The organism is Vibrio echinoideorum (assembly GCF_024347455.1).
Taxonomy (GTDB): Bacteria; Pseudomonadota; Gammaproteobacteria; order Enterobacterales; family Vibrionaceae; genus Vibrio; species Vibrio echinoideorum.
Genome location: NZ_AP025483.1, coordinates 947,683 through 968,489, shown reverse-complemented (window position 1 = coordinate 968,489; position 20,807 = coordinate 947,683). Strand labels below are relative to the sequence as shown.

At 44.5% G+C, this 20,807-nt stretch carries 19 protein-coding genes and 1 pseudogene; 6 read left to right on the top strand and 14 right to left on the bottom strand.

All coding sequences use genetic code 11. From position 1 onward, the window contains the following. Position 1 precedes the first annotated feature (1 nt). The 5 genes and pseudogenes from OCV36_RS04555 to OCV36_RS04535 all read right to left on the bottom strand — a co-directional run bounded on the left by OCV36_RS04555 (position 2) and on the right by OCV36_RS04535 (position 5,822). Positions 2-1,816: a cation:proton antiporter gene (locus OCV36_RS04555; RefSeq protein WP_135458076.1), complete on the bottom strand. Its 1,815-nt coding sequence runs from the start codon at positions 1,814-1,816 to the stop codon at positions 2-4. A gap of 214 nt (positions 1,817-2,030) precedes the next feature. Beyond that, a pseudogene (locus OCV36_RS04550) lies at positions 2,031-3,214 on the bottom strand (NupC/NupG family nucleoside CNT transporter). A gap of 204 nt (positions 3,215-3,418) precedes the next feature. Then, positions 3,419-4,339, bottom strand: a complete 921-nt coding sequence (locus OCV36_RS04545; RefSeq protein ID WP_081324466.1) for a LysR family transcriptional regulator — start codon at positions 4,337-4,339, stop codon at positions 3,419-3,421. A 163-nt stretch (positions 4,340-4,502) separates the two neighbouring features. Continuing rightward, on the bottom strand, positions 4,503-5,501 hold the full coding sequence (locus OCV36_RS04540; RefSeq protein WP_017074528.1) for a lytic murein transglycosylase: 999 nt from the start codon (positions 5,499-5,501) through the stop codon (positions 4,503-4,505). 30 nt (positions 5,502-5,531) lie between these two features. After that, positions 5,532-5,822: a YcgL domain-containing protein gene (locus OCV36_RS04535; protein WP_135458075.1), complete on the bottom strand. Its 291-nt coding sequence runs from the start codon at positions 5,820-5,822 to the stop codon at positions 5,532-5,534. Between the two features lie 221 nt (positions 5,823-6,043). Between OCV36_RS04535 and minC the strand changes: the two genes are divergently transcribed. Genes minC through minE form a run of 3 tightly spaced genes read left to right on the top strand, consistent with a single transcriptional unit; the run spans position 6,044 to position 7,810 of the window. Beyond that, positions 6,044-6,706 (top strand): septum site-determining protein MinC, encoded by a 663-nt coding sequence (minC, locus tag OCV36_RS04530; protein WP_017074526.1) that lies wholly within the window; start codon positions 6,044-6,046, stop codon positions 6,704-6,706. 21 nt (positions 6,707-6,727) lie between these two features. Continuing rightward, entirely contained in the window at positions 6,728-7,540 is an 813-nt protein-coding gene (gene minD, locus OCV36_RS04525) for a septum site-determining protein MinD (RefSeq protein WP_008221225.1), read from the top strand. A 6-nt stretch (positions 7,541-7,546) separates the two neighbouring features. Further along, complete coding sequence (minE, locus tag OCV36_RS04520) at positions 7,547-7,810, top strand: cell division topological specificity factor MinE (protein WP_017074525.1); 264 nt, start codon at positions 7,547-7,549, stop codon at positions 7,808-7,810. 135 nt (positions 7,811-7,945) lie between these two features. Here minE and rnd read toward each other — a convergent pair whose 3' ends face one another. The 8 genes from rnd to OCV36_RS04480 form a co-directional block, all read right to left on the bottom strand. Continuing rightward, positions 7,946-9,064, bottom strand: coding sequence for a ribonuclease D (gene rnd, locus OCV36_RS04515; protein ID WP_032497793.1), 1,119 nt, complete (start codon positions 9,062-9,064; stop codon positions 7,946-7,948). 143 nt (positions 9,065-9,207) lie between these two features. Further along, complete coding sequence (gene fadD / locus OCV36_RS04510) at positions 9,208-10,902, bottom strand: long-chain-fatty-acid--CoA ligase FadD (RefSeq protein WP_017074523.1); 1,695 nt, start codon at positions 10,900-10,902, stop codon at positions 9,208-9,210. A gap of 105 nt (positions 10,903-11,007) precedes the next feature. Then, the gene (locus OCV36_RS04505; RefSeq protein ID WP_135458073.1) at positions 11,008-11,964 is read right to left on the bottom strand and encodes an alpha/beta fold hydrolase; all 957 of its coding nucleotides are present in this window, start codon (positions 11,962-11,964) and stop codon (positions 11,008-11,010) included. Positions 11,965-12,016: 52 nt separating this feature from the next. Continuing rightward, positions 12,017-12,577, bottom strand: a complete 561-nt coding sequence (locus tag OCV36_RS04500; protein WP_135458071.1) for a Slp family lipoprotein — start codon at positions 12,575-12,577, stop codon at positions 12,017-12,019. Positions 12,578-12,616: 39 nt separating this feature from the next. Beyond that, positions 12,617-12,922: a hypothetical protein gene (locus tag OCV36_RS04495; RefSeq protein ID WP_017074520.1), complete on the bottom strand. Its 306-nt coding sequence runs from the start codon at positions 12,920-12,922 to the stop codon at positions 12,617-12,619. A 136-nt stretch (positions 12,923-13,058) separates the two neighbouring features. Further along, a complete protein-coding gene (gene tsaB, locus OCV36_RS04490) occupies positions 13,059-13,760 on the bottom strand; it encodes a tRNA (adenosine(37)-N6)-threonylcarbamoyltransferase complex dimerization subunit type 1 TsaB (RefSeq protein ID WP_135458070.1) in 702 nt (233 codons plus the stop codon). A gap of 59 nt (positions 13,761-13,819) precedes the next feature. Beyond that, on the bottom strand, positions 13,820-15,748 hold the full coding sequence (locus OCV36_RS04485; RefSeq protein ID WP_102552865.1) for an ATP-dependent DNA helicase: 1,929 nt from the start codon (positions 15,746-15,748) through the stop codon (positions 13,820-13,822). Between the two features lie 210 nt (positions 15,749-15,958). Next, a complete protein-coding gene (locus tag OCV36_RS04480; RefSeq protein ID WP_135458068.1) occupies positions 15,959-16,156 on the bottom strand; it encodes a hypothetical protein in 198 nt (65 codons plus the stop codon). 301 nt (positions 16,157-16,457) lie between these two features. Here OCV36_RS04480 and purU point away from each other — a divergent pair, with 301 nt between their 5' ends. Further along, a complete protein-coding gene (gene purU / locus OCV36_RS04475; protein ID WP_102552885.1) occupies positions 16,458-17,291 on the top strand; it encodes a formyltetrahydrofolate deformylase in 834 nt (277 codons plus the stop codon). A 241-nt stretch (positions 17,292-17,532) separates the two neighbouring features. Here purU and OCV36_RS04470 read toward each other — a convergent pair whose 3' ends face one another. Next, complete coding sequence (locus tag OCV36_RS04470) at positions 17,533-18,129, bottom strand: VOC family protein (protein WP_135458066.1); 597 nt, start codon at positions 18,127-18,129, stop codon at positions 17,533-17,535. A gap of 347 nt (positions 18,130-18,476) precedes the next feature. Here OCV36_RS04470 and argS point away from each other — a divergent pair, with 347 nt between their 5' ends. Together argS and OCV36_RS04460 are read left to right on the top strand one after the other, a co-directional pair. Next, a complete protein-coding gene (gene argS / locus OCV36_RS04465; protein WP_135458064.1) occupies positions 18,477-20,210 on the top strand; it encodes an arginine--tRNA ligase in 1,734 nt (577 codons plus the stop codon). Positions 20,211-20,316: 106 nt separating this feature from the next. After that, positions 20,317-20,745, top strand: coding sequence for an HIT family protein (locus OCV36_RS04460; RefSeq protein WP_135458062.1), 429 nt, complete (start codon positions 20,317-20,319; stop codon positions 20,743-20,745). Positions 20,746-20,807: the final 62 nt, after the last annotated feature.

The following is a 20,807-nucleotide window of genomic DNA, read 5'->3' as shown; positions in this document are numbered from 1 at the left end:
GCTATTTATCTGGAATATCGATTCTTTCTGCCTGCTCTGAAGGCGGCAATAAACTAATGATTTCACATTCTGTTGCTATTAATTTTTCCAACTCAGAACCTTGTGTGACTAATCGGAAGTTACCTTCAGTAATCACACCGAGTGGGATCGCTTTAGGATAAAGTGATTTGAACTCATTAAGGTCAAAAGTTTCAGTTAATCCCGTACTTTTTATTTGGCTTCCCTGAGCCATTAACGAGTTGAGTTTTGAATAAGTGATCCCTTCAGAGAACAAACTTCTATTGCCATCACGACTCACCTGATGCCTTTCATGTTTTGTCTCGGATGACTCAAGTTCAAACACTTTGCTTTCACCAAATTCATCTTGATAGTGCATGCTCACCAATGGATTCGTTTGTCGGTATGGCGATACGATCATTGCACGCCCTATCCCGTCCAATTCCAGATTATTTTCAGCGTGGCTCGAAGCTGGGTTACCGAAATAGACATTCAAGTTCTCCATGCGCGCCAAGCGAATGCTTTCCCAGTTGGTATCGGCTAGCACGCTGTTAATGTTATGTGTTGCCAGCACTTTGGCAAACTGCCGAGCAAAATGAGTCGCGCCAAAGAAAATAACTCCTTGTGCCTTCTCTTGAGTCACACCTAACCTTCTAGCCCACCAGCTTGCCGTTAAGCTCTGAATCACTACCGTACCTATGATGACTAAGAACACCATAGGTACCAGTAAATCAGCACCTTCAATCAATTGTTTTTCCTGGAGCTTTATAGCAAACAAAGAGGAGACTGCGGCTGCGACGATCCCGCGAGGCGCCATCCAGCTTAAGAACCATTTATCAGCAGAGGTAAGATCCGTACCGATCCCGCTGATCCATACACTCAAAGGACGAGCCACCAGCATAACCACCGCTAATAAGCCAACACCGCCCCAACCTATTGAGAGGAAAGTCCCCGAATCAAGCCTGCTCGCTAACAGAATAAACAACGCAGAAATGAGTAACACAGTCAGGGTTTCTTTGAATTCAATAATGTCTTCGAGATCCAAGCCTTTCACATTGGCGAGCCAGATACCCATGATGGTCACGGTTAATAAACCGGACTCTTCACTCAAGTCATTTGAAAAGGAGAATGCGGCCAACATTAGCGTCAGTACCGCCACATTACGTAGATAATGCGGAACCCAGTGCCCTTGCAGCATCTTGGCAATCAAATGGCCACCGATACTCCCTAAGCCTAAACCAATGGCCAACGTCAGACCCAACGCCGACAGAATATGACCCGTAGGTGCGGCTGAATAGACAATGTATTCGTAAACGAGAACAGCAAACAGAGCGCCAATTGGGTCAATAACTATCCCTTCCCATCGCAAGATGCTACCCAAGGAAGATTTGGGCTGAATGCTGCGCAACATAGGTACGATAACCGTCGGACCAGTCACGACCACTAATGCACTAAATAAAGCAGCTAACGGCCAACTGAAACCTACGAAGAAATGAGCACCCACAACGATACACGCCCAAGTAATCAACATACCGAAACTCACGAGATGCGTCACCATGCGCCCGTGGCCTCTGATTTCTTTAAAATTCAGGGTCAACGCACCTTCAAATAAAATGATGGCTACGCCTAATGAAATCAACGGAAACAACACGTCGCCAAAAATGGTATCGGGATTGAGGATATTTAAACCAGGGCCTAATAACAGACCGACAACAAGGAGGGGGAGAATAGCAGGAAGACGCAAACGCCAGCCTAGCAGCTGACACGCCAAGGACAACAGTCCAATTAACGCCAAGGATGAAGTGATCGACAAATCCATTTGTGCCCCTAAAGTTTTGCACCACACCCTGTGGTACAAACTGATTAACTGAATAAGAAAACCTACGTCATTACACTATAGGCTCTCTTTATCACACTAACCGAATATTATTGTGATTTATCAGTAACTTTACTTACGGGGCAACAAGGTATTCATACTCTGACTGGGTGATCATAACGAGTTAGGAAGTGCTTATGATCTAGCTAGGCAGAACTTAAAGTGAAAGTACCACGCCAGCAATAGCCGCGCTCATTAGATTGGCAAGTACGCCAGCACAAATTGCTCTAAAGCCGTACTGAGAGATGAACGAACGGCGCTCTGGAACTAGGCTGCCTAAGCCACCAATCAGGATCGCCATCGTAGAGATGTTGGCAAAACCACATAACGCAAAAGTAACTATCGCTTGTGAGTGCTCACTTAGCGCCTCTTTTACGTCCATTAACTGGATGAATGCCACGAACTCGTTTACAACAATCTTGTTACCGATCAATGAGCCTGCAACCACAGCCTCAGACCACGGTATACCGATCAGCCATGCAACGGGTGCGAACACATAACCTAGGATAAGTTCGAAGCTCAGGTTTACACCAAACCAGCCTCCAACGGTTCCCAATAAGCCATTTAGCATTGCAATCACACTAATGAAGGCAAGACAACGGCAATACGAAGCCCAGACATAGCCCCATCTGCCATTGCCTCAACGACGTTTGTTGCTCGTGGAATTTCAACATCAGACTCAATGTTTTCTTGAGCTTCTTCAGCACTGCCTGGAACCAAAATCTTGGCCATCAATAAACCGGCAGGTGCAGACATGAATGCCGCAGCGATCAAGTAATTAAGATCAACACCAAGCGATGCATACCCAACTAGCGTACCACCCGCTACAGACGCTAAACCACACACCATCACAGCAAACAACTGTGAATCTGTCATGTGCTTCAAGTAAGGTTTAACAACCAATGGCGCTTCGATCATGCCGACAAAAATGTTCGCAGTAGCAGACAGTGATTCTGCACGACCTGTACCCAAAAACTTCTGCAAAGCACCACCAATTAAGTTGATCACCTTTGGCATAAATCCAATGTGGTACAAACCTGAAATCAATGCTGAGAAAAAGATAATGATGCCCAAAACATTAATTGCGAAAACGAATCCATTATTTGTTAGGCCACCAAATAGGAAATTAATCCCCTCTTGACCGTAGTTGATCAAACTAGACACCGCGCCTGTTGCTGCGTTTAACACTTCTTTGCCCATTGGAACATACAGAACCAATAGCGCGAATGTAATTTGCAGTAAGAAAGCGAGAGAAACCGTTCTCAGCGGGATATTTTTTCTGTCCGTAGATAGTAACCAAGCGGCAACTAAAATAGTGATAATTCCAAGTAGGGAAGCCATGTGCGTCAACCTAAAGTTGTAGGTAGGAAAGGCGACGCATTGTATAGAGGAAATCGTTTGCGGCAAGTTGCGGTTGTTAATGTGATGTTGAGGCAATTACGCCTGAACAATGAGTTAAATTAAACCATTGAATTATAACCATTAACTTTGATTAAAAAGCATACTTTTTCCATATGGAAATTATATTTATAGATTAGGAAAAAGTTAGCGATGCAGTTCTACGCAAGTTTTAAGATTTTTGTCCCAATAGGTTGGCGATCCGATATGGTCTTTAATGAACTCGATAACAGCAGAAAGCTTCTTAGGCATATTCTTTCGGCTTGGGTAAACGGCATAGAAAGGCATAATCTGACTCGCCCGCCATTCCGGTAGTACTTGGATTAACTTGCCCGTTCTAAACTCTTCTTTCACTAAGTACGTCGCCAGATAAGCGACCCCCCACCCAGAGACAGCTGCGTCTCGTACGGCTTCCGCTAAATCCACCGAGTAGTCGCCAGCCACTTTAACACTGAGATTTTCTTGGCCGTTATCAAATGCCCATGACGTGTAGTCACGCTCGCGGCTACGATAAATAAGGCAATTATGCTCAATCAAGTCGGAGGGCACATGCGGAGTCCCTGCCTTAATCAGATAATCCGGTGATGCGGCTACCACAAACTGGCTGTCGGCTAAACGCTGCGCAATGTAACCTTCCGGCAAGTCTTCATTATTGGTGATCCAAAGATCCAACCGCTCTTCAATCATGTCCACTTTGTAGTCGAACAAGTGAACCTCGATTCTCAGTTGAGGATAAAGCTGCCTGAGCTGGTCAATCGCAGGAATGATATGCAGTGTGCCAAATGACTGTGACAAACCCACACGCAAGATTCCAGAGATATCATCACGTTGACTGTCCATATCCATTTGAGCCGCTTTTACGGTATTGAACAGTTGCTCACAATGTTGATAGAACACGTCCCCAGCTTCGGTCAGTGTAAGGCTACGCGTGGTTCTTTGTACCAACTTGATACCTATCGAGTCTTCGAGTAAAGCAACTTGCTTGCTGATATGAGAAACCGAAACGTTCAAGCTTTTTGCTGCACTGGTGAAGCCTTCATGCTTGATTAACGCATGGAATATCACCATCTGTGCGGCTCTATCTGTTAGCACAAGACCACCTTCTTAAATCTCTGAAATATAAATTTAAATGAAAAGAAAAAGGACTCCGAAGAGTCCTTTATGTCGTTCTGCCTACGGTAGGCCAAATGCTATTCAAAGCGACCTAATTCTATTAATCAAATTAGGTCAATTAATCAAACTTAATTCGGTCGGCTAGATGGCTGACTGCCAAGGCAAAGTAATAAGAACGATTCCACTTCATTAGAACATTGTAGTTGTTGTAAATCAGGTACGAACGGCCTGTTTCGTCATCAGGCATAATCAACCAAGCTTTGATGTCTTCATCCAACTGAGGAAGAGCTCGGCCATCGAAGCGTGTAATACCGAGTTCAGACCACTCTTGTAGGTATTTCGCTTTGTCTTCGTCGCGACCTTGCATTTCAATGGATACCGTTGATGGTACGTGAACCTGACGACCCCAAGTGTATTTGTCATCCCAACCCGATTGGCCGAGATAATTAGCCGCCGAAGCAAAAACATCTTCTTCGGTGCCCCAAATATCTTTCTTGCCATCGCCACTGCCATCAGCAGCGTAAGCTAAGAATGAACTTGGCATAAACTGAGGTTGCCCCATCGCACCCGCCCATGAGCCTTTCATGTCTTTTGGTGCAATATGGCCTTGATCAAGAATCGTTAATGCCGCCATCGCTTCTTTGCGGAAGAAAGCTTCTCTGCGTCCTTCATAGGCCATAGTCGTCAAAGCATCGATCACACTGTAATTGCCAGTGAACTTACCAAAATTACTCTCAACGCCCCATAGAGCGACAATGAACCTGGGTTGAACGCCATACTCATCGCCAATGCGCTTTAACGCTTGGTAATGTTTTTTATAGAGCGATCGCGCCTGCTTCACTTTCCAATCTGGAACTGCACGTGGAATGTATTCATCCAGAGTCAGTTTTTTCTCAGGCTGATTTTTGTCGGCTTTGACGGCTCTTGGCTTAAATGTCACACCATCAAAGGCTTCATCAATGATCGCTTCAGAGATACCTTCTTCACGGCCTTGTTGTTTTAGTTTTTCTACATACTGTTCAAAGCTCAGCTCTTCAGCTTGTACTGAGCCGATAGTCAGGCTATTACCCAATAGCAATGCCGACACCGCCAATATGGTTTTTGAAAATTTACTCAACGATCACTCCTCCCTGAATTGAGGTGGCTATTACTCTTCGTCTTGAACTTTTTGTTGAGCTTTACGCTCTTTATGTCGTTCAAGTTCGTTAACCGGTGGTGGCGGAACCTGCAAAAAGAAACCATCGCTTTTTAGTGATTCTCTCACTTTTTCGATGCTGACTTGGGCAAGCGTACGGCCATCCATTTTAATTACCATTACAAAACTAGGTTTACCAAACATTTGCATCAATGCGTCAGGAACTTGTGAGAAATCATCCTTCTTAGGGATATAAAGGTATGTTCCTTCTTTCTTTGAGCTTTTATATATAGAACACAGCATGACAAACCTTTTTTAATTGTTTATGACTACAAAACTCTCACTTGCGAGATCAATAGTTTATGTTAGGGAAATATTGGGAACAAAACGTTCATTTGACAACAAGATTACTTGCTGTGCTTGGTTTGGGAATATAACATGATAAACCTAGTTTCAGGCAATGCCCTTTATTTTATTGATAAAGAAATTGTACCCATTCGCTATTGAGGTCCTGTAGTTTTTCGATGTCTAGTAACCCAGATCTAAAAGGTAGCAGTTTCACGCTATCTGTTTTGCACTTATCCGATGATCAAGTCGAAAATGCGGTGTCTTTTCTTCAAGAGAAGGTAGACCAAGCACCCACTTTTTTCGCTGCTGCGCCTGTTGTTATTAACATTAGCAAAGTCGCTGGCGATATCGACTTCGTGCAACTGAAAAACGGTATCTCTCAAGCGGGCATGATCCCAGTTGGTGTGGCAGGCTGCTCTGATAAGCGTATGCAAAACCTAGCAAAAGAAGCCGGTTTTGCAGTAATGACAGCGAGCAAGTCGCCCTCTCAAGCTCCGGCAAAGATGGCACCAATTAAAGTGATTAGAACGCCTATTCGTTCTGGCCAGCAGGTTTATGCCAAAGATGGCGACCTGTTAATCCTGAGTCACGTGAGTGCTGGCGCAGAAGTGATTGCCGATGGCAGCATCCATATTCATGGCACATTGCGCGGCCGTGCGATTGCAGGTGCAAGTGGTCAAACTGAAGCAAAAATAATTTGTAATGATTTACAAGCAGAGCTGGTTTCCATCGCTGGAAATTACTGGCTCAGCGATCAAATTGATAGCGAGTACTGGCAGAAAAAAACCATGTTCAGTATGGCAAACGATGTATTACACGTTGATGTCCTCGCAATATAAGAGAAATAAAAGGAAAAAAGAATGGCACGCATTATCGTTGTAACGTCTGGTAAAGGCGGGGTAGGCAAAACGACCTCCAGTGCAGCTATTGCCTCGGGTCTGGCTTTAAAAGGGAAGAAAACCGCAGTTATCGACTTTGATATCGGCCTGCGTAACCTAGATTTAATCATGGGTTGTGAACGTCGCGTTGTGTACGACTTCGTTAATGTTATCAATGGTGAAGCGACGCTGAACCAAGCGATGATCAAAGACAAGCGCACAGAGAATCTATTCATTCTTCCTGCGTCTCAAACTCGTGATAAAGATGCACTGACTAAAGACGGTGTTCGTCGTGTGTTTGATGAGCTGGATGAAATGGGCTTTGATTTCATCATCTGTGATTCTCCAGCAGGTATCGAGCAAGGTGCTCTGATGGCGTTGTACTTTGCTGATGAAGCGATTGTGACGACTAACCCTGAAGTCTCTTCTGTACGCGATTCAGACCGTATTCTAGGTATTCTTGATTCTAAGTCTCGCCGCTCTGAAGACGGCTTGGAGCCAGTGAAAACGCACCTTCTACTGACTCGTTACAACCCAGCACGCGTAAATCAAGGTGAGATGCTGAGCGTGGAAGATGTAGAAGAAATCTTACACATCTCGCTACTGGGTGTTATCCCAGAGAGCCAAGCGGTACTAAACGCATCGAACAAAGGTGTTCCCGTTATCTTTGACGAAGCAACCGACGCAGGTATGGCTTACAATGATACTGTAGAGCGACTACTGGGTAGCCAAGTTGACTTCCGCTTCTTAACGGAACAGAAGAAAGGCATCTTCAAAAGACTGTTCGGGGGCTAATGCACAATGTCATTATTAGAGTTTTTTAGACCACAGAAAAAGACCACCGCAAACCTAGCCAAAGAGCGTTTGCAGATCATCGTTGCGGAGCGACGCAGCCATGATGATCCAGCACCATCATACTTACCACAGCTTAAAGAAGACATTCTAAGGGTTATCGCTAAGTATGTAGAAGTCGATCCATCAATGGTTGATCTAACTTTCGAACACAAAGATGATGACATCTCAGTATTAGAGCTGAATGTTAAGCTTCCAGAAGAAGAACGATAGTATTCCAAAAGAAGATCGATAAGCAGAGAACGAGCTGTGCTTATAGCGATTAAATAAAAAAGAGAGCCTAGGCTCTCTTTTTTGTGTCTGCAACTTTTATCTCTAAAGCATTCGTTGCTTACTACAAAACTAAAGTTACTTGATTGCTTTATTTAGCTTCTCGCCAACGACATCTAGACGCCAACCTTGCATTACATCAGGCAGCTTCTCTGGATTACGATCGTACTTCCAAATCCAGCTTAACACTTGATTAAGTTGCTTCTTCGATGCCAAAAATTCAGTCGCTAAACCACTGTGTTGTGATGCGGTTTTCACTTCATCTTTCAGCACTTTGAAGAGTTGCTTGTAACCTGGGTAGTCCATTAGACGTTCTACTGGCGCTGGGTACTCTTCTTCTGGCGTATGCTCAGCCAATTTCACTATTGAGCTGATCTTCGCACCATGGCGACGTACAGAACGGTAATCAAACCCTTCCTGCTCCATATGTTTAGGATCTTTCATCGCAAAACGGGCAACAGCCCACAAGTCTTGTTCTTTAAAGACAAAGTTCAACGCTAAATCACGCTTAATCGCTTCTTTTAAACGCCAAGTAGCTAGAGGTCTCAAGATGGCTAACTGTTGAGGTTTTAGCTGCCACGCGCCTTTAATATCAAGGTAAGCGTTGTCTGGGTTTACTTTACGGATGCGCTTAGCCACTTGTAAATCAGACTCTTGTTGCGCCGCTTCCCACCAGCCCGCTTCCATCACTTTTTCTAGAAGCTTGTTGTACATTGGCATCAGGTAGTGAACATCTGCTGCTGCGTAATCCAGTTGCTTCTGAGAAAGCGGACGAGCTAACCAGTCAGTGCGAGATTCACTCTTGTCTAGGTCTACACCCTCAAACTCTGAAACCAGAGCAGCAAAGCCCGTTGATAAACCATGGCCAAGAAAAGCAGCCATAATCTGTGTATCGACCATTGGTGTTGGCGTGCAACCAAATGCGTTCTGGAATACTTCTAAATCTTCACCGCAAGCGTGCAGAACTTTGAGAACAGAAGCATCTTTCAACAACCCAACAAACGGTGTCATATCATCAAGAGCAATAGGGTCAATCAGTGACAGCGTTTCACCATCAAATAACTGAATCAAGCCTAATTGAGGGTAATAGGTTCTTGTACGAACAAACTCCGTATCAAGCATAACGACATCGGCTTCACGTGCTTGTTGGCAAACTCGCTCAAGGTCTTTCAATTGGGTAATGATCTGATAATCCACAAAAACTCTCACTGGTTTCACTTTGATGGCCGGATACAAAAATGCCGACATTAACTGTCGGCATTCTAACACCATTTTTCAGCGCTCGCTTAGATTAAGCGCCTCAATGGCTGCTGGTGCAGCGGTTACTCGAAAATAGGCTCTTACTCACTTGCGCGTTTAGCAAGCTCTGCATCGTTCTCTTCACGTAACACACGGCGCAAGATCTTACCGACATTGGTTTTCGGTAGCTCCTCACGGAACTCAATCAATTTAGGGATCTTGTAGCCTGTTAGATGTTCACGACAGTGCGCAATGATATCTTCTTTAGTCAGGCTAGGGTCACGCTTAACAACGTAAATCTTAACTAGCTCGCCAGACACTTCATGAGGTTGGCCGATAGCCGCGACTTCTAACACTTTGCCATGCAGAGCCACTACATCTTCAATCTCGTTCGGGTAAACGTTGAACCCAGACACAAGAATCATGTCTTTCTTACGGTCAACGATGTACAACAAGCCTTCGTCATCAAACTTAACGATATCACCAGTCGACAACCAACCGTCTTGATCGATCACTTCTTTGGTCGCTTCTGGACGTTGCCAGTAGCCTTGCATCACTTGAGGACCACGAACCTGCAATTCACCCACTTGGTCATTGCCAACCACTTTACCTTCATCATCAACAATACGAACTTCTGTTGATGGTACTGGTAGACCGATTGCACCCGTGTAGTCTTTAAGATCGTATGGGTTACCGGTTACCAAAGGAGCACATTCAGTTAAACCATAGCCTTCCAATAGGTGGACGCCTGTCGCTTTCTTCCATTGCTCAGCAACCGTGCGTTGAACCGCCATACCGCCACCAACAGATAAACGCATGTTACTGAAATCCAATTCGTGGAAATCTTCGTTATTCACTAGAGCATTGAACAAGGTGTTTACGCCAGTAATCGCAGTAAACGGAACCTTTTGTAGCTCTTTAATAAAGCCAGGAATGTCACGAGGATTAGTAATCAATAGGTTACGACCACCCATCTCAACAAACAGTAAGCAGTTCACGGTAAGTGCAAATACGTGGTAAAGCGGCAGAGCCGTAACTACCAATTCACGGCCTTCTTGCAGTACCGGGCTATATGCCCCTTTCGCTTGAAGTACGTTCGCGATCATATTGCGGTGCGTTAGGATTGCACCCTTCGCTACGCCCGTTGTACCACCTGTGTACTGTAGGAATGCGATGTCATCGCCAGCCATAAATGGCTTAACATATTGAAGACGACGGCCTTTATGCAGTGCTTTTCTGAATGAGATAGCACCTGGCAGATCATACTTAGGCACCATGCCTTTTACGTATTTCACTACGAAGTCGACAATCGTACCTTTCGCACGTGGCAACATTTGCCCTAAGCTCGTTAGTACAACATGTTTAACTGACGTGTTATCAACCACTTTCTCTAGCGTACTCGCAAAGTTAGAAACGATAACTATCGCCTTTGCGCCAGAATCATTCAGTTGGTGTTCAAGTTCACGAGGCGTGTACAGTGGGTTGACGTTCACTGCAATCATACCCGCACGCAGCACACCAAAGAGTGCAATTGGGTATTGCAGCAGGTTTGGCATCATTAGCGCGACACGATCGCCTTTCTTCAGTTTTAGATCATTCTGCAAATAAGCGGCAAAGGCACGGCTGCGCTCTTCAAGCTTACGGAATGTCATGATAGACCCCATATTCTCAAATGCAGGTTGGTCTGCGTACTTCTGTACCGACTGTTCAAACATTTCTATAAGAGATGGGTACTGATCTGGGTTGATCGTTTCTGGTACGTCACTTGGATAACGTGAAAGCCAAGGTTTATCCACGATGTTACTCCTCGTTTATCAGCTGACGACTGCTCGCCGCTATTTATCATTGCGGTATTACAGCACAGCTTTAGTGCATGAGCACTAAAAGGCTCAAACACTTGTTTAAATTTTGTTAACTACACCAAGAATTAGCTCTGAAACTAGCTCTGGGCTCTCTAAATGACAATGATGTCCGCCAGGAATAGTCTCTATATGCAGAGAACTATGGGCTGATTTGTAGCGATTATGCTGCAAATGTCGGAATCCATCATTCCCTAAAATTATTAATTGAGGGCATTCAATAGCCGTCATAATCGCTTCAGCATGCGCCTGTGACATGCGATATAGCGAGTCACATTTTAGGTTTGGATCGCATCGCCATTGCCAAGAGCTCTCGAACTCGGTAATACCTTGCTCATCAGTCGTTTGATCAAAAGCAACGTGATCAACTGTCGCTTGATCAAAAGCAGCTTGATCAAAAGCAGCTTGAGCAACAGTACCTAGCTCAACAATTCCTCGTTTAACAATAGGAGCGATTAGTTCAGCATTGATTTGGTTAGTGTGAGCTCTCAGTTTAATAGCATCCTCAAGGCTAGCTAGAGGACGTGAAGGCTTTCTTCGCTGTCGAAGACGACTGAGTACCCCATCTCTCAAGCGAGAGACCGTTTCTTGGGGAGCTTCAGAAAGAGGTCCGTGACCTTCAATTTGAATTAATCCTGACACCTTTTCAGGAAAGGCGGCACTATAGCAACTTGCGATCAATGCACCAAGTGAATGTCCTACTAGTACCAGTCTGTTTGGCGATAATTTGGTCACCAACTGATGCAAGTCATCGATATAGTCGTGAAATGGGTAGTAACTGCCCGATTTATGCGATGAAAAGCCATGTCCAAAAAGGTCAATCGCAACGAGATGCAAATTAGATGCCCGCTTTTCTAACGTATCTACTACTGAGTTAAAGCTTGCAGAATTATCCAGCCACCCATGAACAAAAACGACCGTCGTGGCGGTCGTTTCTGGGCTTCCAATCTGTTGTGTGGCGAGCGTCCCGCTCGCAAGCGAGTATGACTTTTCAATCATTGCCGTTTGTTATCCCTGTCTTGTGTATCCGCTAACCCTAAACAACTCTGTTCTATTCGACGTCTTTAATTACGCGCCCTTGTCTTGGCATCGTTTGGAAACTACGACAATGTAAGCTGCGACATGAATAATAGGTAGGAGCAAAGTCGTTCACAACCACTCGCTCTGTAATTTGCCACAAGCGTTGGTTATATACATTCATTACCGGGAAGGTATAAGGATAATCACCAATAGTGCCATCTTCCGTGCCATTTGATGTGCCCACCAAGGTGACTAAACGGCCTTCAGCAAAGCTCAATGGCTCAACATAACCATCAATATAAGCAACAAAACGCCCTTTTGGCTCGGCATCAATATCAGGTTTCCCGCTACTTGAGATCGGCATATTAACCACTTCAACACGAGTCTTATCTTGTAAATTGGTCACCTTCGCAATAACGCCCCCTAAGCGAACATCACCAGCTTCTGGTACGGTATTTACCCACTCTTGGTAATCAGTTACAACCTGTTCAGAGTTTGCATTAAGTTCTTCAGGCAAAGAGGAGCAGCCCATCACCATCGAAGAGAAAGCGACAAGGAAAAATAAGCGAGATTTAGAAATGAGAGAAAACATGATGCTGGTCCTTAGAACAGGATAAATAAAAGCACAAAGCTAGATATAAATATCGACCCCAATAAGCTTCGCAAGTTCCTCTTTTTTAGCTTGATTCATCACATCCATATACTCTTCCATCGCACGTCGTCCACGCCCTTCTGGAAGATCATATTGAACCTGAGCTTTGTGGATCTCAGATTCTTTGACTTGGCGAATGGAATGCGAGACAGCATTCGCGACCTTAGTTGGCTGACCAACTGAGGTTTTTGCATCGCCTTTTTTTACCTCGTTCTTTTTATTGGTTCGATTGGTTTTGGATGTGTTGCCTATCGAAGAAGGAGGTAAGCCATTTATTGAAACCATGCTTAAAGAGTTTATTACCTGATATTAATGATTGTGTATCTGACTTTAGTCTCGACTCTACAGGATGAACTGCAGAGCCAAATTAAGGCGTAAAATAACACGCCTTAATTATAATTCACTTGCGGGGCCAAGAGGCTTACTCTCGACCTGGCAGTTTTTTCCACGTCACTTTATCACGAAGATAAACTGGCTCAGACTCTTCTGCTGCAACCGCTTTACCTTCTGCGTAAGCAAATTGAGCAAGGAACGCCATGTCTTGAGCTTCTGGGAACAGCACCTCACACGCTTTAGTGTTGATCGCTAGTGTGTCCATGTGCTCGGCGTATGCTTCCCAACCGGTGCCTACTTTTGCCCATGTTTCAGAATCCGCTTCAAGCTGCGCAGCCAATTCGCTTGGAGGTGTGACACATTCCGCATCAACTGCAGTCCAACGACCATCTTGTTCACGGCTGTAACGAGCCCAGTATACTTCACTCATGCGCGCATCAATCGCTGCTGCTACGTGAGTTTCACCAAATTTACGGTAGCTACCCTGAGCCATCGCTGCCAATGTAGATACACCGATCATCGGTAAATCAGCACCAAAAGCCAAGCCTTGAGCAATACCAATACCAATACGTACGCCTGTGAAACTGCCTGGGCCTTGGCCAAACGCAATTGCGTCGATATCGGTTAAAGCGATGTTCGCTTCTTTCAGTACTTCATCAACCATAGGTAGAATTTTTTTCGTATGGTCTCGAGGAGCCTCTTCGCTACGTGCGAACACCTGGTCACCCATTACTAGTGCAACTGAACAGTTTTCAGTTGCGGTATCTACTGCAAGAATTTTCGCGCTCATTCGTGTCTCAAATATTCGTTATCTAATCTAAAAATAATGGCTAAGCTCAACAATGCCAATTAATCAGCAGCGGTTGTATGGTCTTTAGCTAAGAATTCTTTAATGATCCCTAAGTCACGGGTACGTGGAATAGGCGGTAAACTCGCCAAAAATACACCACCGTAATCACGGGTCACCAAGCGGTTATCGCAAATAATCAAAGCGCCATTGTCACGCTTATCACGTATTAATCGGCCAACACCTTGTTTCAAGGTAATCACTGCGTCTGGTAACTGTACTTGTGCAAAAGGATCACCCCCTTTTAACTTACAGTCCTCGATTCGAGCCTTAAGTAACGGGTCGTCTGGAGCTGTAAAGGGCAATTTATCGATGATAACACAGCTTAATGCGTCGCCCCTAACATCGATCCCCTCCCAAAATGCCCCCGTGGCCACCAGCAATGCGTTACCTAATTCCATGAATTCGGCTAAGGTTTTTTGCTTACTTGTCTCACCTTGCAGCAGAACTGGCACCGAGAGTGTTTCACGGAATCGCTCCCCCAACTCTTTCATCATGCTGTGTGAGGTACACAAGAAGAAACAGCGACCTTGGTTTTGCTCAATCACAGGAGTCAGCATTCTTACTAGCTTATCCGCTAAGCCCGGGCTATTAGGTTCAGGTAGATAACGAGGCACGCACAATCGCGCCTGATTTGGATAATCGAATGGGCTAGGCAAAGAAAACTGTGCCGATGGCTTTAATCCGAGTCGCGAAGTGAAATGGTCGAAATCATCCGAAACCGCTAAGGTTGCCGAAGTAAACACCCAAGCGCCCGGTTTAAGCTCGATTTGTTCGTGGAATTTATCCGCGACCGACAGTGGCGTGATGTGCAAAGCAAAATGCCTTGGCGTAGTGTCATACCAATAGGAATACCCAGTAATCGACACATCACACACACGTTCTATTCGTGACTTTATCATGGTGGCACGCTCAAAGGCGGTATCTAATAACTGGCTTCGACCTAGTGCTAACTTCAATACGTCAACAGCAAGCTGAAGGGCATCTTGGAGACGAACCAACTCTCTTGAGATAGATTCAGATTTCAAGGCTTCACGCCAATTTCCGCGGAAACTGGTATCGCCGAGTACAATGCGCAAGTCAGCCGCAGATTGAGTTAGCCTATCGCCAACCTTTTGCAGTTGACGCATGTCTTTGGCTTCAGTGCGGTAAGCGATTTCAATGTCTTTGGCTAACTCTTGGATCTGCCTACTAGAAACTGATTGTCCAAAATATTGGCTAGCAATATCAGGGAGCTGATGCGCTTCATCAAAAATGAACACATCGGCTTCAGGGATCAGTTCACCAAACCCTGTTTCTTTGATCGCTAAATCCGCGAGAAACAAGTGATGGTTTACCACAACCACATCGGAGTCCATCGCTTTTTTACGCGCCTTAAGCACAAAACAATCAGTGTAGCTCGGGCATTCTTTACCTAAGCAGTTGTCATTAGTTGAGGTAATCGTAGGAATAACCGGGCTATCTTCAGCAATATCATCGCAATCACCCAAATCACCGGTTTGTGTTGCAGATGACCAACCACGAACTTTCACCAACTGAGCCAGCAACGTTGGATCGGTATGAGTGCCATGACTTTCAATCATTTGGCGGCTCAGTCTATCCAAACATAAATAGTTTGAGCGACCTTTCAGCAAAGCAACCTGACCATAAAAGCCAAGCGCATCGACCATCAATGGTAAGTCACGGTGAAATAGCTGTTCTTGCAGGTTTTTAGACCCCGTACTAATGATGACTTTCTTACCGCTAAGCAATGCAGGTACTAGGTAAGCAAATGTCTTACCGGTACCCGTCCCAGCTTCAACAACTAACTGACTCTGTTGCTGAATGGCTTGTGACACCGCTTCAGCCATGTCTAACTGAGCTTGTCGTGGTTGAAACCCTGGGATCGCTTTGCCCAGAGCACCATCAGCAGAAAACGTTTTAGATATCATAAAGTACGAGGTTTAGAAAAATAAGAAGGCGAATTATGGCAGGTTTAGTGAGCCGGCGCGAATCAAGAATGACTTCGCCCCGGAAGTGTTTGGTTTGTTTTCAAATACTCAAATGGCATAAATGAAAGAACTAAAAATTAGAAAATCGTTATCGCTTACGCTTTAATTGTGATTCCGTTTTTTACTTAAAGCTCAGGTTTCTACCTACGACTAGAGTTTTAAATAACGAGATAACCAAGGCGCACCTTCAAAATGGTTGTCATTTGGCTGAATGGCTTTTACAGCATCGGTTGGTGAGGTTTTATTTTCCCACATTTCATCTAAAACATGACCGTCTAGCTCCGTACCTCTAGCCAATGAACTCACTCGCTTGCAGTACAATTTTTTTGCTAGTAACTCTTTATCCATAAGTATCACCTCTATTTTTGCCACGGCAGAAAGTGCCTTGGTTGAAGTTCAAATGCGTACTAAGGTCAAAACTATAAAAAGTGAAGCTTCTGCCTGTTTTCCTGTCTAAAAACTGATATTTCTATATGAAACAATTTATCAAAGCGATAAATGAGCAGCAGAACTTGTTGAAACCAACTTGATAATAGATTAATTATAACGGTGATATTGCGGCTCAGTTCACCGTTCGACGGCCTGCATTTAATTTGAATAACCCCGATTCCAGATAAATAAGTGCAACATTCATGGAAGTAAGATGAAAATGGAAAGAAAAACTTTATTAACACATTGTACTGATGCCCCAGGCCTCATCTCAAAGATCACCAACATTTGTTACAAGCACCAACTCAATATTGTCCACAACAATGAGTTCGTAGATAACACAAGTGGTCACTTTTTCATGCGTACCGAGTTAGAAGGGTATTTCAATGACGAAACCTTACTCGCAGATCTAGACCAAGCCCTACCAGAAAACACAAAGCGTAAACTTGTTGATTCATCTCGCAAGCGCGTTGTTATCTTGGTGACCAAAGAAGCACACTGCCTTGGCGATATTCTGATGAAGAATTTCGATGGGAGTTTGGATGTTGAAATCGCAGCGGTTGTCGGTAACTACGATACGCTACAAAGCTTAACCGAACGTTTTAATATCCCTTATCACTATGTTTCTCATGAAGGATTAAACCGCGAAGAGCATGAACAGAAGATGCTTGAAGTGATTGACCAGTATGAGGCGGATTACCTTGTACTTGCTAAGTACATGCGAGTGCTAACCCCTGGGTTTGTTGAAAAATACAACCACAAGATCATCAATATTCACCACAGCTTCTTACCAGCCTTCATTGGTGCTAAACCATATCAACAGGCCTATGAGCGTGGAGTGAAGATCATTGGTGCGACAGCGCACTTTGTAACGAACGATCTCGATGAAGGTCCAATCATCAAGCAAGACGTAATCCCCGTTGATCACAACTTCAGCGCAAAAGACATGGCTCAAGCCGGTCGTGACGTAGAGAAGAACGTGTTGAGTAAGGCTTTAAACAAAGTGATCAATGATCATGTGTTTGTTTATGGCAACAAGACCGTGATTCTGTAAGTCGCTTATTTAAGTAATACTTCCAGTTAGAACCCAATAAAAAACGCGCAACAGGATTAACCCGTTGCGCGTTTTTTGTATCTGGTTATTAGACTAGCTTTTAGAGATTCCCAACTACGCTCCTTCGTCGTTATCGGGAATGACGGCATTCTCTAACCGTTAAAGTCATTACTCTGAAAAACGTCATTCCGACGAGCCTAAGCGAGATCAGGAATCTCTTTCCAGCAACTCCCTACTCAAATTAAGCCTGCTCTGACTCAACAATTTTCTTCAAAGAGTGTGGGTGCAGCTTGATGCAAATCCCTTGATACTTAAAAGCTACCGTTGGGTTATTCAAACGCTCACCCTCGCCTTTCGGGCTAGAGAGTTTTATCTTAATACCTTGCTCAGCCAAGGTTTCAAACTTAGCAGCAAACTGTGGATAGGTTTCTTTAAGATCGGCTAAATACTCATCGGCAGTTTGCGCATGAGAAGGAATCACAAACTCAACATGCTCCCAGTCTTGGCTTGGGTAAGTTTTACCTTCTGCCGGATATGGCAGCTCTAAGCATTCAATCTTCCAACTTAGACTTTGTAACGGTTTATCAAACGCCAACACAACGATTGGACGACCATTGATCATCGCTTCTGAAATCGTAGAGCCATATTCAGACCATGCTTGATGTGCTGATTTCGCAAGCTCAGTTTCATTGATTCTTAATGCAATATGATCCGCTTGAGCAAAGCTTAAATCTAAACCCAATGTATTTCCTAGGTTCTCAATTTTCGCCATAAATGTATCAAGGCGCGCAATCATTTGTTGGGGTTCTAGTTCGGCTTGCTTCAGGCTCATCGTCATCGTCTATGTTCTCCAAATAAGGGCTGCATGTTATCAGTTTTGCTTGCAGCAACAAGCGTTGCTTTTACAAAAAACACTCAACAAACACGCTAGTTCAGTTTCCAAAACAGACAAACTTGGCCTCGTAAAAGTCGTTTGTCAAAAACCCCTCAGGAAATGTAAATTTTCTATCAATTCGACCTATAAGAAACCCCACAAAATTGGTATGATTACCGCCATTTTTGTGAACTTAAACAGAGTCTATTGTTCGTTTCGGCATTAAATCGTTAACTAGAAGCATAATTAACCAATTTAGTGACCACGAAATAACGACCACTCTTATCATCCTTGAATTGAAGGAAACGCGTGTGAATATCCAAGCACTTATTAATGACAAAGTATCTCAGGCTCTAGAAGCCGCTGGCGCACCTGCAGGCTCTCCTGCTGCTGTTCGCCAATCTGCAAAACCACAATTTGGTGACTACCAAGCAAACGGCGTAATGGGCGTTGCTAAACGACTAGGTACTAACCCTCGAGAATTTGCTCAAAAAGTATTGGACGTTCTAAACCTAGACGGTATCGCTTCTAAAGTTGAAATCGCAGGCCCGGGTTTCCTTAACATCTTCCTAGATGAAGCATTCCTAGCACAACAAGCAGAAGCCGCTCTTGCCGATTCTCGCCTTGGTGTTACAGCCGCTGAAGCACAAACGATTGTTGCTGACTACTCTGCACCAAACGTTGCTAAAGAAATGCACGTTGGTCACCTTCGTTCAACCATCATCGGTGATGCAGTTGTTCGCACTCTAGAGTTCTTAGGTCACAAAGTTATCCGTGCTAACCACATCGGTGACTGGGGTACTCAATTTGGTATGCTTATCGCAAACCTTGAGCGCGTTCAGGCTGAAACAGGCGAAGTTTCAATGGAACTTGCTGACCTTGAGCAGTTCTACCGTGAATCTAAAAAGCTTTACGACGAAGACGAAGAATTCGCAGTTAAAGCTCGTGGCTACGTAGTGAAACTGCAAAGCGGCGACGAATACTGTGCTGAAATGTGGAAAAAGCTGGTTGACGTAACCATGGTTCAAAACCAACGTAACTACGATCGCCTGAACGTATCACTAACACGCGATGATGTGATGGGTGAAAGTATGTACAACCACATGCTTTCAAACATCGTTTCTGACCTACAAGCGCAAGGCCTAGCAAAAGAGTCTGACGGCGCACAAGTTGTATTCCTAGATGAATACAAAAACAAAGACGGTGACCCTATGGGCGTTATCGTGCAAAAGCGTGACGGTGGCTTCCTATACACCACTACCGATATTGCTTGTGCTAAATACCGTTTTGAAGAACTGGGCGCAGACCGCGTACTTTACTTCATTGACTCTCGTCAGCACCAACATCTAATGCAAGCTTGGACTATCGTTCGTAAAGCAGGTTATGTTCCTGAGTCTGTATCTCTTGAGCACCACGCATTCGGCATGATGCTAGGTAAAGATGGTAAGCCATTCAAAACTCGTGCAGGCGGTACAGTACGTCTTGCTGATCTTCTGGATGAAGCAGAAGTGCGTGCAACTCAGCTGATTGAATCTAAAAACCCTGAGCTAGCAGAAGACGAGAAGAAAACCATCGCGAACACAGTTGCAATGGCTGCTGTTAAATACGCAGACCTTTCTAAGCACCGTACGACTGATTACGTGTTTGATTGGGAAAACATGCTTGCGTTTGAAGGCAATACAGCGCCTTACATGCAGTACGCATACACTCGTGTTGCATCTGTATTCGCTAAAGCTGGTATCTCTATGGACTCTCTTGACGGTGAAATCAAAATCACTGAAGAGAAAGAGAAAACACTTATCGCGAAACTTCTTCAATTTGAAGAAGCGGTACAATCTGTTGCTCGTGAAGGTCAACCACACATCATGTGTAGCTACCTGTTCGAACTTGCTGGTCAATTCTCTAGCTTCTACGAAGCATGCCCTATCTTAGTGGCAGAAGATGAAACAGTTAAGCAAAGCCGTCTGAAGCTTGCTGCACTGACAGCGAAGACTATCAAGCAAGGTCTATCGCTTCTAGGTATTGAAACGCTAGAGCGCATGTAATTCCCTTCGGATTACAATGAATAAATACAAAGGTTGATGTGAGAGCATCAACCTTTTGTTTTATCTAACGTATACTGAATTCAAGAAATCGAAATGGATAATAATAATGAGCTTTGAACTTCACCCACAGTTAGCAAAAGACACCACGGTTATCGGCGAATTTCCACTAAGCCTTGCACTGCTAAGCAAAGACAATGCTGTGCCTTGGGTTATCTTAGTGCCGAAGCGCGCCAACCTAAAAGAACTGCACCACTTGCCAATGAAAGAACAGCAGCAATTCCTGCTTGAATCTCAAGCGGTAAGCCAAGCATTAGAAGCAACGTTCCAGCCTGATAAGCTAAACCTAGGCGCGCTGGGTAACATGGTGCCACAGCTGCACATTCACCATATTGCACGTTTCAAAGACGACATCGCGTGGCCAGGCCCGGTATGGGGCAACACCAAAGGTGAACAACGTAATGAAGAAGAACAAGCCGCAATCCATACTCGCATTCAAAACGTTTTATCGCTGAGCTCTATTTTCAAGAAAGCGTAATTCGAGTTCATCTCATTATGCTTTAAAGTAAGACCGTTCAGAAAAGACACATGACAAAAAGC